This is a genomic window from Bifidobacterium sp. LH_417, assembly GCF_056357035.1.
The window spans coordinates 117,643-132,244 of record NZ_JBKEVI010000005.1; the positions used below are offsets into that span (position 1 = coordinate 117,643).

Genomic DNA, 14,602 nt, shown 5'->3' on the forward strand with positions numbered 1-14,602 from the left:
TGGCGCACAGCGAAACAGGAAGGAGCAGGCGATGAGCGTGTGGCGCACGACGGGGCGAATCGTCGGCACCGCCGTCGTCCTGCTCCTCGCGCTCGCCGCGCTCGGCACGTTGATGATGCCGCAGTGGCGCTTGGAGCCGTACACCGACCACATCACGGTCGCCTCCACGGACACCACCATCGCCGCGAATCCCGCCGCACTGCCGTCCCCGAACCCCGCCGACAACCCCGCACCGTCATCCTTCCTCGCCGACCATCAAGGCACCTACCGCACGCGCACGCGTGAACTCACCATCCATCTGGACGACGGCGGCACCGTGCCCGCCATCCTGCGCGAACCGATCGACGCTCCCGGCAGACGGCCCGCATGCCTGTTCATCCACGGATCCGGCACCGGCACGGCCGACGACTTCGGCGACATCGCCAACGCGATGGCCTCCGCCGGCATCGTCACACTCGTCCCCGCCAAACGCACCACCGACTACACGCTGCTCCACCGCGACTACGCACGGTTCGCACGCGACTACACGACCGCACTCGACCTGCTCGAACTCATCCCCGGCGTCGACTCCGCGAAGACCGGACTGTACGCCGAATCCGAAGGCACGTGGATCTCCATGCTCATGACCTCGCAACGCCGCGACGTGGCCTTCAGCATCCTCGCCTCGGCGCCCGTCTACAACGGCCGCGAACAGATGGCCATGGCCGCGAGCGCCTACGCGAGACAGGCCGGCGCGCCGCAGCCGATCGTCAAGGACGTCGCCAAGCTCCTCTCCCTCGACTTCGCGCCGTTCGACCTCCACTACGCCGACTTCGACGCCGACGACGCACGCGATTCGCTCACCATGCCCGTATTCGTCGCCTACGGCGTCTACGACACCGCCATGCCGATCGAGCAGGGCGCGCGCACCATCATCCGCGACACCGCGCGCCACGGCAACCGCAACGTGACCGTCCGCTACTACGCCGCCAACCATCAGATGCGCGCCGGCCGCGGACTCTTCACCGCCGGTCTCCCGCTCGCCGACGGCTACACGCGCGACCTCGCCGACTGGGTGAACGGCATCGCCGCCGGAACCGGCGCGGACGGCTGGGGCACGCCGTCGATCGCCGGTGCGACGCCACGCCAGCAGGTCGTCGCACCACGCGACACGTCGTCCGGCATCATCGGCTCGCTCGGCGTGCTCGTCGCGCTCACCGCCGCCGTGTTCGGCTGTTATCTGGTCGTCATCATCATGGCGACGGGCTTCGGTTGCGCCGATCTCGCGCGTCGTCGGCGCCTCGCCGCGTTGCGGGCGCGAGGCGCCGCCAGCGTGACCGGCGGCCTGCGCGGCAGATTTCCCGCGCTCGGGCGGCGTCGCGCCGGGAACGCCGAGCGTGACGCCGCCCGCGGTCACGGCGACGATGCGGACGCCGGCGCATGGCCCGGCACCAGCCGCGCGTACGTGCGCACCGTCGGTTATTCGAACGCGTTGCGGCGCATCATCGGATGGGGCATCGGCGTATCGACGGCCATGATGCTCGCGCTCGCCGGATATCTCTCCTACGTGGGGATGAACGCGTTATGGGTACGTCACGATCCGGGCCTCATGCGCGTCGGATTCGTCGCATTGCGCGCAGGCGGTGTGCTCTGCGCGGTGATGTGCGCATGGCTGATCGTGCGACTGGCGGACGCGTGGCGCATTCGCCGCGCCTACATCGCGCACGGCATCTACCCGACGGCCGGATTCCACTCCACGTGGCTCGTCGGCCGATGGCATTGGCTCGCCGCGCTGCTCGCGCTCGCCGGCATGCTGCTGGCGCTCGTCGTCATGGCATTCTGGGGACTGTTCACGCCGTGAGCCGCGTGCGTTGCGTGCCGTGTCGCGTGCCGTGAGGCGCGTCGATCACACGGCCTGCGCGGCCTCCGCCTCGTCGAGATCCGCGAACCCGCCGAGCCGTACCGTGTGCAGCAGCGTCTCCTCCGTGATGTTGGCGCCCCGGCCTTCGCCCGACGCCGCGCGTCCGGCGATCATCGCCTCGTACAGCGCGAACGTGCGATCCGAATACGTGCCGAGTTCGCCGCGCAGATACGTTTCGAACGACGTCGCGGCAGGCGTGTCCTCGCTCGTGGTGAGCACGCGCATCGCCTCGCCGAGTCGCGGGTAGCGTGCGCGGAAGTCGCGCGCCCACGCGACCTGCGTCGCGATGACGCGCTCCTGCCGCGCGACACGGCCCGCGGACAGCCGCGGAATGTACGGTTCGATGTTCCGCGCGTAGTCGTCCGGCGCGGTCGAGGCCATCATGCGCCCGTATTTCTCGGTGACGAGATTGCGGCCCTTGTGGTCCGCCGCATCGAGGTCGTCCGCGTAGGATTCGAGCAGCGGACGGTTCCATGTGAGGAACTGGGCGAGGCGCATCTGGTGGAACACGGGCCAGTTGCCCTGGCATGCGGCGCGTCCGCCCTCGTTGTTCGTGCGCTGGAACTGGTTCCACTCCAGGCGCACGATGCGCTCGCGCAGGGCGGCAAGGTCGGTGGATTCGGTGGTGTCGGCAGGTTTGGTGGTGTCGGCAGGTTTGGTGGTGTTGGTGGTGTCGGTCATCGGAGGTCTCCTTACAGGCTGTGCAGGATGGGGGAGTCGGAGACGATATGCTCCTCGACATACGGGCGCTGCCATTCGAGGAAGGTCTCGTCGGAGCGGGTGAGATGTTCGCGTTTCAGCTCCGTGACGACGGACTGCGCGACGTCCTCCACGATGCGCGCGATCTCGTCGGCGGCCGGAGCCGATCCCTTGCCGCCCTCGCCGAACCCGGCGCCGCCGTAGCAGGCGGCGGAGGCGAGGCGCATCACCGATTCGAGTTTGCCGCACACGTCGCCCAACCGGGCGAACATGCCGTCGGATAGCTTGCGCAGCGCGGCGAACCGCCACTTGTAGTACGGCAGATAGCCGGCGACCATCGGCTTGTTGACGAGGAACACGAGCGAGGCGGCGGCATCCGTGAACTCGGCGATCGCGAGCCATGCGGCCGCGCCGTCGCCGCGCTGCAGACTGCGCGGAAGATTGTATTGCCCGGCCTGCGCGATCATGCCGAGCCTCTTGGAGATCAGGGCGAGGCGCACGTCCTCCGGCATGTCCTTGAAACCCTGGCGTGCCTCGGAGAACGCGCCGAGCGGGTCGGCGAACACCTGGCCGTTCGTCGCGGCGGCGAGCGTCGCCTCGTCGAGCATCAGCCATTCGTGCGGGGCGTCGGCCGCCGGTGCCTTGCGGTATCCGGTGATCGACTCGAAGAAATCGCCGATGCGGAACACGCCGTCACGCCGGAACGCGCCCTGCGCGCGCGGCGTGAGCGGGGATGCGGAGGGTGTGACTGATGCGGTGTCTGCGGTCGCGGCGGTGGGGGTGGCGTCTGCGCCTGCGTGTGTGGCGGACGCGGGCATCGGCTCCGCTGCGGCGGACGGGCGCACGTAGCCGCGGAAGTCACGGGGGAGCGCGTCGTAATCGGCCTGCAATCGCGCGCCGATCGCCGCATAATCCTCGTCGGTGAGCCACAGGCAGAAGCGCGGGCCGAAATCATGGTCGCGTGAATAGTCGTCGTCGAAGCCGTAGCATTCCGAGCCGTGGCCGACGAGGCCGGCGGCGATGCGGTCCGCGTACTGAGGGTATTTCGCCCGGATCATCGGGCGGCCGATCTCCTCCCAGTATGCGCGTGCGAGCTTGAGGCCGGAGACGGCCGGGCGACCACCCTCCGGCGCTTCGTGCCACCTCCCGCCAGCGGGAGACAAGGGGGAGCCGGCGTTGCGCTGGGGCAAGGGTGAGCCGGCGTTGCGCTGGGGCATGGGGGAGCCGGCGTCGTGCTGGGGCACGGGGGAGTCGGCGTCGTGCGGTGACGCGGTGGTGTCATTGTCGCTCCCGCTGGCGGGAACTGTCCGCGGAGCGGACTGAGGGTGGTTCGCGGTCGCGCCGTCCGCGGTGTCGCGCCCGGGCGCGCCGTCCGCGGTGCCGTCGTGCGCGCACTCCGCCGCCTTCGCTTCGGCCTCGGCGAGGTTCGCCTTGGTGATCCGGTAGTAGTCGGTGTCGGTGCCGTAGCATTCCTCGATCACGGCGAGCGCGCGACGGTAGTGCGCCGCCGCGTCCGCATACCGCCGTTCCGCGTACCGTACCTGCGCGAGTCCGGCCAGCGCGGACGCGTAGTGCGCCGAATGCTCCAGGTGCCCGGTCGCGTAGATCTCCAGCGCCTTCGAGGCGTGGGCGTCCGCCTCGTCCAGTTTGCCCTCCTGAAGCAATACGAGCGCGAGGTTCGTATGCGACGAGGCCACGTCGATGTCCTCGTCCGGGTTCACGCTCGACGATTCGATGATGCGCAGCGCCTCGCGCAGCTCGGCCTCCGCCTGCCCGATGCGGTCCGTCTCGCTGTACAGCATCGACAGGTTGTTGTGCAGCGCGGCGAGCCTGCGGTCCGTCGGGGCGTAGTTGCGTTCCGCGCATGCCAGCGCCTGCCGGTACAGGTCCTCCGACTGGTCGTAATGCTTCGCCGCGCGCATGGCGGTCGCACAGTTGATGAGCGTCGTCGCCCACGCTTCGCCGCCTTCGAGCCCCATGCGCAGTGCGAGTTCGATGGCGCGTTGCACGATCCACTGGTTCTCGTCATGCCGCCCCTGCGACCGGTAGAAGCCCATCGTCTCGTTGAGCACGGTGAGCAGTCCCGCCTCGTCGCCGGCGTTCTCCGCGTCGATCGCCGCCTGCTGAAGATACGGTCCCGCCTTCTGTGCCGCATCGTGCGCCGCGAAGATCGCGTCGAGTCCGGTGAGGAACGCGTTCACGTCGAATGTCGCCGCGACGGCGTCGTCGGCGTTCGACGTGTCGTCGGCATTGTCGGGAGTGTCGGGATCGCCGAAGTCGTGCGCGTGCTTCGCCGCCATCCGCTCCAGCGCCGCCTCCAGATCCGTGCTCATCGCCTCATCGTCGCCCATCGGTACGTCCCCTTTGTCGCTCATGTCGTGCATCACCGACTTCCAGCGTACTGTGACCGTTATTAGGCGACGATGTGAGTGTCGTTACATCACCGCATTCACACGTGGATCTCGCGCATGCGATGGATGGCGTCGGTGTCGGTCTCGCAGCGCCACGAGTAGAAGATGAACAGTGCGACGGCGATGACGCTCAGCGGCAAGGCGCCGAGTCCGGTGAACCGGTAGTCCATCGAGAACGCGGTGAGCATCGCGCCGCCGACGATCGAACCGACCGCGTTGCCGAAGTTGAACGCGACCTGCACGGCGGCGCCGGCGATGAGCTCGCCGCCGCCCTGACCGGCTTCCGTCATCAGCAGCTGCTGCGGGGCGGAGACGAAGAACAGGCCGAACGCGATCCAGAACGTGAGGATCGCGGTGGTCACATGGTTCCCGGGCACGACGAGCACCATGAGCAGGCCGAGCAGGGAGATGAACTGTCCGAGCGCCGCCGTGCCGGCGTGACGCCAGTTATCGGTGATGCGACCGCCGATGATGCCGCCGACGACCATGCCGAATCCGGCGAGCATCATGAGGAACGGGACGAGCGTGCTCGACCATCCGCCGGTCTTCTGCAGCCACGGGGAGACGTAGCTCCACCAGCAGAACACGCCCGCATTGCCGGTGAACACGGCCGCGAGAATCACCCAGGGGCCGCGGCGGCGCAGGAAACGGAACTGGCCGAGGATGCCGGTGTCCTTGACGGGCGGCACGAACGGAATCCATGCGAGCGTGAGCGCGATCGTCATCGCCGCCCACGCCGCGAGGATGCCGAACGCGAGACGCCACGAGAGGAATTCGGCCATGAGCGTGCCCGCGGGCACGCCGAGCATGTTCGCCACGGTCTGGCCGGTCACCATCACCGAGACCGACTGCGCCTCCTTGCCCGGCTCGGCGAGGGTCTTCGCGATGAGCGTGGCCGTGCCGAAGAACGCGCCGTGCGGCAGGCCGGAGATGAACCGGGCGACGATGAGGAACCCAGCGTTGACGGACAGCGCGCTCATCGTATTACCGACGAGCGCGATCGCCATGAACAGGATGATGAGGTTCTTCGGCGGCACCTTGCGCCCGAACACGAGGATCAGCGTGCCGATGCATACGCCGATCGCGTACGCGGAGATGTAATGGCCGGCCGTCGGGATGTCGACGCCGGTCGCGGCCGCGGCCTGCGGCAGGATGCCCATCATCACGAACTCGGCCGCGCCGAGGATGAACGCGCCGGCCGCCAATGCGAGCAGACTGCGCATGGTTGTCTTCATGGTTTCCCCTTGTGCTTATGCCGGGGCCTGTTGCCGCGCCGGCGGCTCCCGGTGATTCATATGAAAAAAGGGAACCGCTGATTTCTCAGCGGTTCCCTCAGTTGTCGGGCTGGCGGGATTTGAACCCGCGGCCTCTTCGTCCCGAACGAAGCGCGCTACCAAGCTGCGCTACAGCCCGTTTGGCAACGGGGGATATATTACATGCTTGGCTTCGCGATGCAAACTTCGGCGTGTCGCGCCGTTTTCCGCGCCGTTTCCGCCGTGTATCGCCTTCTCGCTAGACTGTGTGCCTATGTGTGAAACCCAAGAATCCCAAGCGAATGAGGACGAGAGCGTCGAGAACGCCGTCCCCCAGATGACCACGGTGGAACGCGCGGAGATGCTCCTCAAGCAGGACGAGACCATCCGCGAGAAGATCAAGGGCGGTGCCACCCTTGACGAGGCCGTCGACCCGTCCAACAAGGAGTTCGGCCCGCTCGCCCACCCCGAGCAGGTGCAGATGCGCGTCGCCAAGCGCGCGATGATGCTGGAGGCCGGCGTCAACCCGTACCCGGTCCACCTCGATGTGACCGACACCATCGAAGCGGTGCGCGCCAAGTACGACGGCACGCTCGAACCCGGCCAGGAGACCGAGGACATGGTGGGCATCGCCGGCCGCGTCCTGTTCATCCGCAACGCGGGCGGCCTCAACTTCGTGCAGCTCGCCGCCGGCGACGGCACGAAGATTCAGGGCATGATCTCCAAGAAGGAAGTCGGCGCCGACTCCCTCAAGCAGTTCAAGCAGCTCGTCGACCTCGGCGACCACCTGTACCTCAAGGGCCGCGTCATCTCCTCGAAGACCGGCGAGCTCTCCGTCTTCGCTACCGAGTGGGCGATCGCCGCCAAGGCGCTCCAGCCGTTGCCCGCCCTCCACAAGGAGCTCAATGAGGACACCCGCACCCGCAAGCCGTACATCGGCATGATCGCGGACGAGAAGATCCGCAACATGGTGCGCAACCGCTCCAAGGCCGTCGCCTCGCTGCGCCACACGTTCGCGAACCACGACTTCATCGAGGTCGAGACCCCGATGCTCCAGACCGTGCACGGCGGCGCCGCCGCCCGCCCGTTCACCACGCACATGAACGCGTTCGACCTGGATCTCTACCTGCGCATCGCGCCGGAACTGTTCCTCAAGCGCTGCCTCGTCGGCGGCATCGACCGCGTGTTCGAAATCAACCGCGACTTCCGTAACGAGGGCGTCGACGCGACGCACGCCCCCGAGTTCACGATGGTCGAGGCGTACCAGGCGTACGGCACGTACAACACGATCGGCCAGCTCGTCAAGGAGCTCGTGCAGAAGACTGCGATGGACGTGTACGGCTCGCACAAGGTCACGCTGCTCGACGGCACCGAATACGACTTCGGCGGCGAATGGAAGACCATCAGCATGTACGACTCCCTGTCCGAGGCGCTCGGCGAGGAGATCGTCCCGAACGGCGGCCCCGAGCACCCCGGCACCTCCGTCGAGCACCTCGGCGCCATCGCCGACAAGCTCGGCGTCGAGCGTGACGACGTCGAGAACCACGGCAAGCTCGTCGAGCACCTGTGGGAGCACTTCTACGAGGACAAGCTCTACGAGCCGACCTTCGTGCGCGACTTCCCGGTCGAGACCTCGCCGCTCGTCAAGGGCCACCGCTCCAAGCCGGGCGTGGTCGAGAAGTGGGACCTCTACGTGCGCGGCTTCGAGCTGGCCACCGGCTACTCCGAGCTCAACGACCCGATCGTCCAGCGCGAGCGTTTCGTCGCGCAGGCGAAGGACGCGCTCGCCGGCGACGAGGAGGCGTGCGACATCGACGAGGACTTCCTCGAGGCGCTCGGCGTGGGCATGCCGCCGGCCGGCGGCATGGGCATGGGCATCGACCGACTGCTCATTGCCCTGACCGGCGCGACGATCCGCGAGACCATCACCTTCCCGCTCGTCAAGCCGCTCGTCGGCTGAGACGACGTCTGACGGCGTTCTCGACGTTCCGGCCCCCTCTGTCGTGAGGGGGCCGGACCCGTATTCCCGGACCGTTCGTCGTTCTTCGCTGATTTTCGTCGTACTTCGCCGTTCAGTAGGTGGTTTTGGGCTTCCGTTGGGGAAGATGACGCCTTTCCGCGTTGGCCGTGTCCGCGGAGATCGGCTGAATTCCGCGCTTTTCGACGAACCGGGTTCGATGGCGACCCCGCAATGTTCCCAACGGAATGGAAAAACGACCTACGGAAGTCAGCTAGGCTGAAACCATGAGTGTGAGAACCTCCGAAGTCATGTGGTTGTGGATGCAGGGCACCCGGCCGAAGACGCTGCCGCTCGCGTTGTCGCCGGTCGTCGCCGCGGCGATGGCGATGTGGCCCACCGTGTTCGAAGGCGTGTGGGGCGGCTCCTACATGCACCGGCCGTGTCCGATCGTCGGCGGGCGCCCCGCCTTCGACTCGAGCGGCGAGTACGGCCGATGCCTGACCTCGCCCGGCTGGTACGCCGCGGTCACGCTGCTGTGCGCCGGCGTCGCCCTGTTCCTCCAGATCGCCGTGAACTTCGCCAACGACTACTCCGACGGCGTGCGGGGCGCCGACGCATCGCGCGGCGGAGCAGAATCGTCCAGCGGCAAGCCGCAACGGCTCACCGCCTCCGGGCTGGTCCTGCCGCAACGCGTGCTTGCCGCCGCCGGCGTCAACGCCGCGCTCGCCTGCGTGTGCGGGCTGGCGATCACGGTGCTCACCGGCCATTGGTGGTTCATCGCGCTCGGGGCGGCCTGCCTCGCGGCCGGATGGTGCTATGTGGGAGGCCGCCACCCCTACGGCTACCACGGCTGGGGCGAGGTCGCCGTGTTCGTGTTCTTCGGTCTCGTCGCCACCTGCGGCACCTCCTACGCGCTGTCCGACCAGGTGCCGGTCCTCGTGATGTGGACGGCGGTCGCTCTGGGGCTCGTCGCCGTCGGTGTGCTGTGCGTCAACAACCTGCGCGACATCGACGACGACGCTGCCCACGGCAAACGCACGTGGATGGTGCGTCTGGGGCGCGATCGCGCCTTTGGAACCGCGCGGGCCGTGCTGGTCGTTCCCACGGTGATGGCGGCGTTGTCTTATATCGGTCGCAGTCCGCTGCCGAGAATCGTGGCGTCGATGGCGTCGCGACGATGCGGGACCGCCTTCGACGGTTCGGACGATACGACGGGTCATGTGGCGTGCTACGGCGGCGCGCCGTGGTGGGACATGGCGGCGGCCGTCGTCGGGACGGTGGCGCTGGCGGCGGCGATCGTGCTGTGCGTGGCCGCAGTGCGGGCCCTGCACGACGGAAAGTACCGCAGGGCGTTGCCCGCGGCGGCGATGCTGTCGCCGGTCGTCGCGTTGACCTTCGGCTGCGTGTACCTCATGGGCGCGTGAGACGAGCGGCCCACGGATGTTTACCCAAACGTTGCCGAGAAACGTAAGATTCATGTTCGTGTCTGGGCCGATCTGGCGGTAAACTGGCCGTATGTCTTACAAACTGGTACTGCTCCGTCATGGACAGAGCGCATGGAACAAAACCAATCAGTTCACCGGCTGGGTCGACGTCCCGCTGACCGAGCAGGGTGAAGCCGAAGCCAAGCGTGGCGGCGAGCTGCTCAAGGAGAAGAACGTCCTCCCGGACATCGTGTTCACCTCCCTGCTGCGTCGCGCCATCAACACCGCCAACATCGCGCTGGACGCCGCGGATCGCCTGTGGATCCCGGTCGAGCGTAACTGGCGTCTCAACGAGCGTCACTACGGCGCTCTGCAGGGCAAGAACAAGACGGAGATCCGTCAGGAGTACGGCGACGAGAAGTTCATGCTGTGGCGCCGCTCCTACGCGACCCCGCCGCCCGAGATCGATCCGAACGACGAGTACGCGCAGAACCACGACCCGCGCTACACCGGCGATCCGGTTCCGGAAGCCGAGTGCCTGGCCGACGTCGTCAAGCGCGTCGAGCCGTACTTCAAGTCCGCCATCGAGCCTGAGCTCAAGGCCGGCAAGACCGTCCTGATCGCCGCCCACGGCAACTCGCTGCGTGCCATCGTCAAGATGCTCGACAACCTGTCCGAGGAGGAGATCGCCAAGGTCAACATCCCGACCGCCATCCCGCTGCTGTACGAGCTGGACGAGGACTTCAAGCCGATCAAGCCGCGTGGCGAGTACCTCGACCCGGAGGCCGCCGCCGCCGGTGCCGCCGCCGTCGCCGCCCAGGGCCAGAAGTGAGTCGGCCGATTCACCACTGAATCGCCGGTTCGTCACTGAATCACGGTAACGAGAGGGGACGCTTCCGTAACGGGAGCGTCCCCTCTCGTCGTATGTGCGGTGGGAACCACCCTCAGTCTCGTTTCGCGAGCCAGCTCCCGCCGGCGGGAGCGAACGGCCTGCGTATCCGCGCGCATAACAAAACGACGCAAGACCAATCAAGGCCATTGCGTCGCTTCGGGTCCTCCCTGGGGAGGAAATCCACTATCCGTCGCTTAGGGGCATGCCCTTACGCGGCGGAACCTTACTCGATCGAGCCTTCCTCGTCGCGGCTCGGCTCCTTCGACGGATCGAAGCCGGAGACGATGAACACGACGCGACGTGCGGCGGACACCGCGTGGTCGCCGAGACGCTCGAGGAAGCGGCCGAGCAGCACCACATCGATGAGCTGCTGACGGGTGATATCCTCGCTCTCGTCGAGCGCGAACTCGAAAGTCTTGTGATGCAGGGCATCGAGCTTGTCGTCATTGGCGATGATGCGCTCGGCGGTCTTGGCGTCACGATCGGCGAGCATGCTCACTACGTCGTCGGAGGTCTCGTCCAGGAAGTCCTGCATCCGCTGGAACGTCTCCTTCGCGCCTTCCGGCAGGGCGGAGGCGGGGTAGGCACGACGCGCCGTCTCGGCGACGTGCTTGGCGAGATCGCCCATGCGTTCGAAGGTGGTGGCCAGTCGCATCGTGGAGACCACGACGCGCAGGTCGGTGGCGACCGGGTTCTGCTTGGCCAGCAGCTTCACGCACTGGTCCACGACGCTCTCCTCGAGGGCGTCCAGCTCGATATCGCCGTCGATGACGGTCTGGGCGGCCTCCACGTCCTGCTTGAGCAGGGCGTCGCCGGCGCCGCGGATGGCCTTGCGCACACCCTGCGCCATACGGTCAAGGTCGTCGGCCACGGCCTTGAGCTCTTCGTTAAAGATAACGCGCATTGTCTTCAGCCTTTCATCATTCTTCGGCCATGGGCGGGTGCTATCCCGCACCTCACGGCAACCTCTACCAGTCTATGCGAGTTCGGCCGCATTGGCGACAACGTAGCGCAATCGCCATCTGTTGTTGGTTGCAAGTTCACCACTACGTTCACCGAGTATTCAACTACACGGCATGTCGTCGCATCCGACACGCCCGATGTGGGAGAATGGGGCGCATGTATGATTCCCCGGTGCCGTCGATCATCGTGTCGTCGGTCTTCGGTGTGATGGGTCTCGCCATCGCCCTCGCCGTCCTGCTGTTCATCATCGACCATGTCGAACCGGTTGTGGAGCGTCTGTTGGGAGGCGCGTCGTTCACCGAATGGCTTGGCAATCTCATCGGACGTAAGACGCGCGGTCTGCGTCGCCGGCGCGACGACGATGACGGCGATGCTCCGCTCGACGCGTCGACGGAGGCGTTGCTGTCGATCCTGCCGAGTGCGTCGTTGATCGTCGACCGTGACGGTGACGTGGTGCGTGCGAACCCGCAGTCGTACCGTCTCGGCATCGTCCAGGACGACAGCATCGTCAACGACGAGGTGGTCAAGGCGGTGCGCGAGGTGTTCGCTTCCGGCGGCAGACGACGGTTCGACCTGGAGACGGAGACTCCGGAACGGTTCGTCACGGCGTCCGGCGACGACGCGCGTTCCGGCGCGGGCGTCGCGCCGGGCGAACGTCCCGGCGTGCGGCGCCCGAACTGGTTGAAGGTGACGGTGGGGCGCGTCGACGAACGGTTCGTCGTCGTGCTCATCGACGACGTGAGCGAGACGGTGCGGTTCGCGCAGATCCGCGACTCGTTCATCATCAACGTGTCCGAGCAGCTGCTGGGACCGACCGAGGCGCTGGGGCGTCTCGCCGACGATCTGGAACATGGAGGCGAGGGCGGCGACAGTCCCGACCGCGCGCGGATCACCGCCGACGCGCGTGAGGTGCGCACGACCAGCAACCATCTCAACCATATGGTCTCCGACCTGCTGTTGCTCATCAAGGCGCAGGAGCCGATCGTGCCGTCCGCGGCGAACCGTCTCAACGTGATGGACGAGATTCGTGCCGTGAAGGCGTCGCTCGCATCCGAGATCCGCGATTTCGGAGTCGACGTGAACGTGGAGGGCGACGATTCGCTCGTCATCAACGGTGATTCCGGGCAGATTCGCACCGCAGTCGGCAAACTCGTCGAGAACGCGATCGAGTATTCGCCGCGCGGCGGGTACGTGGGCGTCTCGGTGGGGGCCGATGAGATGCGCCGGCACGCGGTGATCCGCGTGATCGACCAAGGTACGGGTATTCCCAAGAAGGAGCAGTCGCGCATCTTCGAGCGGTTCTACCGTGGCGCCGACCAGAGCGAACGCACCGCGGACGGCGTGGGATTGGGGTTGTCGATCGTCAAGCACGTGGCGCTCACCCACCACGGCACCGTCGCCGTATGGTCCGCGCCCGGGCAGGGCAGCACCTTCACCCTCACCCTTCCGATCGCCCGCTGAGAGCAGGATGTGCGCGATATGCCGCGTCTCGCATCCCCGTCCCTTCTGATGAGGATGCCTAGCGAATTGATGTCGCTACTGTCCCAGACGCCGGTAGTCCCAGCGGTCGAAATGCTCCCAGATGAGCATGAGCACGCCGACGACCACGCCCGCGGCGCAGACGATTAGCGGCGTGGCGACGTCGAATCCGAGCGCGTCGAGGATGAAGCACGCGATCAGCGCCACGGACCATAGGCCGGTGCCGATGAGGAACACGGTGCGCAGATCTACGCGCACCGGCTTGGGCGCCGGCCTGCGCACCGCGGGGTCGATGATCGGGGCGAATCGCAATTTCACAGCGACCACCTTACCGCAACCCATCCGCTTGGGCTAGAGATGCTCGACGACGTAGTCGATGCAACCGGTGAGCGCGACGACGTCCGACGGCTCGACCGACGGGAACACGCCGACGCGCAACTGGTTGCGTCCCAGCTTGCGGTATCCGGACGTGTCCACGATGCCGTTCTCACGCAGCGCCGCCACGACATCGGAGGCGGGAATCGCGTCGTCCAGGTCGATGGTGACGACCGAGTGGGAACGCGCCCCCTCGTCCTCGACGAACGGCTTCGCGAAATCGGAGCGTTCCGCCCACGAGTAGAGGATCGACGCGGATTTGGCGCAGCGCGCGGCCGCCCAGTCCATGCCGCCATTGTCGTTGAGCCAGCGGATCTGGTTCTCCATCATGATGAGCGTGGCGACGGCGGGCGTGTTGAGCGTCTGGTCCTTGCGCGAGTTCTCCAACGCCTTCGTGAGCGACAGGAACGGCGGCACCCAGCGGCTCGCGCCGGGCAGACTCACGTTCGCCTCGACGCGTGCGGCGCGTTCGACGGCGGCGGGGGAGAGGACCGCGACCCACAGGCCGCCGTCGGAGCCGAACGCCTTCTGCGGGGAGAAGTAATAGGCGTCGGTCTGGCTTACGTCGACAGGCAGCGCTCCGGCGGCCGACGTGCCGTCGATCAGCGTGATCGCGCCTTGTTCGCGGCTGCCCTCGATGCGGCGTACCGGGGCCGCGACGCCGGTGGAGGTCTCGTTGTGCGCCCAGCAGTAAGCGTCCACGTACTCGGTGCGTTCCGGCAGACGGTAGGTGCCCGGCTCGCCCGTATAGATGACCGGATCCTCGAGGAACGGCGCGGCCGTGGCCGACGCGGCGAATTTCGCACTGAACGAGCCGTACGTGCCGAATGCGGCCTGACGGGTGATGAGCGAGGCGCAGGCGATCTCCCAGAAGCAGCTGGCGCCGCCGTTGCCGAGCGCGATCTCATAGCCGTCCGGCACGTTGAAGAAGGAGGCGAGGCCTTCGCGAATCGAGCCGACGAGCTGGCGCACCGGCTTCTGACGGTGGGACGTGCCCAGCAGCGTGGTGGCGCCGGCGTCGAGCGCGGCGATCTGTTCGGGGCGAATCTTGCTGGGCCCGGAGCCGAATCGGCCGTCCTCGGGCAGCATGTCGGAAGGGATGTTCACTGAATTGGCCATGGGCACCACCCTAGCCAATCTCGCGGATGGCTGGTCGGTGGCTCCATATATCGGCCGTATGCCGGCCGTGTGGTGACCGCATGCCGGTCGTATGGCGGTGACGAGGCTCGTCGTCGGAGATGCCGGA

Annotated in this window: 11 protein-coding genes and 1 tRNA gene; 5 read left to right on the forward strand and 7 right to left on the reverse strand. The window is 67.0% G+C overall.

Going from position 1 to position 14,602, the window contains the following annotated elements:
• Positions 1-31 precede the first annotated feature (31 nt).
• Positions 32-1,840: an alpha/beta hydrolase family protein gene (locus AC1AYR_RS05035; RefSeq protein ID WP_476511693.1), complete on the forward strand. Its 1,809-nt coding sequence runs from the start codon at positions 32-34 to the stop codon at positions 1,838-1,840.
• Between the two features lie 45 nt (positions 1,841-1,885).
• Here AC1AYR_RS05035 and AC1AYR_RS05040 read toward each other — a convergent pair whose 3' ends face one another.
• The 4 genes from AC1AYR_RS05040 to AC1AYR_RS05055 all read right to left on the reverse strand — a co-directional run bounded on the left by AC1AYR_RS05040 (position 1,886) and on the right by AC1AYR_RS05055 (position 6,423).
• A complete protein-coding gene (locus AC1AYR_RS05040; RefSeq protein ID WP_476511694.1) occupies positions 1,886-2,581 on the reverse strand; it encodes a DUF4125 family protein in 696 nt (231 codons plus the stop codon).
• Between the two features lie 11 nt (positions 2,582-2,592).
• Complete coding sequence (locus AC1AYR_RS05045; RefSeq protein ID WP_476511695.1) at positions 2,593-4,974, reverse strand: DUF4037 domain-containing protein; 2,382 nt, start codon at positions 4,972-4,974, stop codon at positions 2,593-2,595.
• Positions 4,975-5,048: 74 nt separating this feature from the next.
• Positions 5,049-6,245 (reverse strand): MFS transporter, encoded by a 1,197-nt coding sequence (locus AC1AYR_RS05050; protein ID WP_476511696.1) that lies wholly within the window; start codon positions 6,243-6,245, stop codon positions 5,049-5,051.
• A gap of 104 nt (positions 6,246-6,349) precedes the next feature.
• Positions 6,350-6,423 (reverse strand) — tRNA-Pro (locus tag AC1AYR_RS05055).
• Positions 6,424-6,537: 114 nt separating this feature from the next.
• Between AC1AYR_RS05055 and lysS the strand changes: the two genes are divergently transcribed.
• The 3 genes from lysS to AC1AYR_RS05070 all read left to right on the forward strand — a co-directional run bounded on the left by lysS (position 6,538) and on the right by AC1AYR_RS05070 (position 10,479).
• Positions 6,538-8,223, forward strand: a complete 1,686-nt coding sequence (gene lysS, locus AC1AYR_RS05060) for a lysine--tRNA ligase (protein WP_476511697.1) — start codon at positions 6,538-6,540, stop codon at positions 8,221-8,223.
• Positions 8,224-8,507: 284 nt separating this feature from the next.
• Positions 8,508-9,647, forward strand: coding sequence for a 1,4-dihydroxy-2-naphthoate octaprenyltransferase (menA, locus tag AC1AYR_RS05065; RefSeq protein ID WP_476511698.1), 1,140 nt, complete (start codon positions 8,508-8,510; stop codon positions 9,645-9,647).
• A 91-nt stretch (positions 9,648-9,738) separates the two neighbouring features.
• The gene (locus AC1AYR_RS05070; RefSeq protein WP_034525883.1) at positions 9,739-10,479 is read left to right on the forward strand and encodes a phosphoglyceromutase; all 741 of its coding nucleotides are present in this window, start codon (positions 9,739-9,741) and stop codon (positions 10,477-10,479) included.
• A gap of 283 nt (positions 10,480-10,762) precedes the next feature.
• On the opposite strand, the gene phoU is transcribed toward AC1AYR_RS05070, so the two are convergent.
• A complete protein-coding gene (gene phoU / locus AC1AYR_RS05075) occupies positions 10,763-11,443 on the reverse strand; it encodes a phosphate signaling complex protein PhoU (RefSeq protein ID WP_476511699.1) in 681 nt (226 codons plus the stop codon).
• A 215-nt stretch (positions 11,444-11,658) separates the two neighbouring features.
• On the opposite strand from phoU, the gene AC1AYR_RS05080 reads away from it, so the two are divergent.
• Entirely contained in the window at positions 11,659-12,963 is a 1,305-nt protein-coding gene (locus tag AC1AYR_RS05080) for a sensor histidine kinase (RefSeq protein ID WP_476511700.1), read from the forward strand.
• Between the two features lie 75 nt (positions 12,964-13,038).
• On the opposite strand, the gene AC1AYR_RS05085 is transcribed toward AC1AYR_RS05080, so the two are convergent.
• Together AC1AYR_RS05085 and serC are read right to left on the reverse strand one after the other, a co-directional pair.
• Positions 13,039-13,293, reverse strand: coding sequence for a DUF2530 domain-containing protein (locus AC1AYR_RS05085; protein ID WP_476511722.1), 255 nt, complete (start codon positions 13,291-13,293; stop codon positions 13,039-13,041).
• A gap of 39 nt (positions 13,294-13,332) precedes the next feature.
• A complete protein-coding gene (gene serC / locus AC1AYR_RS05090; RefSeq protein WP_476511701.1) occupies positions 13,333-14,475 on the reverse strand; it encodes a phosphoserine transaminase in 1,143 nt (380 codons plus the stop codon).
• Between the last annotated feature and the right edge of the window lie 127 nt (positions 14,476-14,602).